Raw genomic sequence first — 279 nt, 5'->3', positions numbered from 1 at the left:
GGGCAGTTCTGGTCGGAGTTCTTGGCCGGCGCCTTGTCGCCCTTTGCCGGGACGCCGTCGAACACGTCGAGGGCGGGCGCGACGCCGTTTGTGATCTGGTGGATGTGGGTCTGGACCAGGAAACCCTGGAGCGTGAAGGCAACGAGCGTCAGCAGGATCAGCGCACGCGAAGCGAGACCGCGGACGGCGGGCCGGGCGCGGGTTTTCGGGCGCGTGCTGCGATGCATGATGAATGCATACCTACCCCTTTGCGAAAGAAAAGCCAATTTCCTGTGAAAC

At 63.4% G+C, this 279-nt stretch carries 1 protein-coding gene; it reads right to left on the bottom strand.

Annotation, left to right across the window (positions count from 1 at the left end):
- On the bottom strand, window positions 1–227 hold a 227-nt coding region (locus RMT89_RS42605), incomplete at its 3' end, for a hypothetical protein (RefSeq protein ID WP_315889129.1).
- Window positions 228–279: the final 52 nt, after the last annotated feature.

This window comes from Streptomyces sp. P17, from assembly GCF_032436805.1.
Lineage (GTDB): Bacteria > Actinomycetota > Actinomycetes > Streptomycetales > Streptomycetaceae > Streptomyces.
The sequence above is the reverse complement of the archived record's forward strand: the minus strand, read 5'-3'. Positions and strand labels throughout refer to the sequence as shown.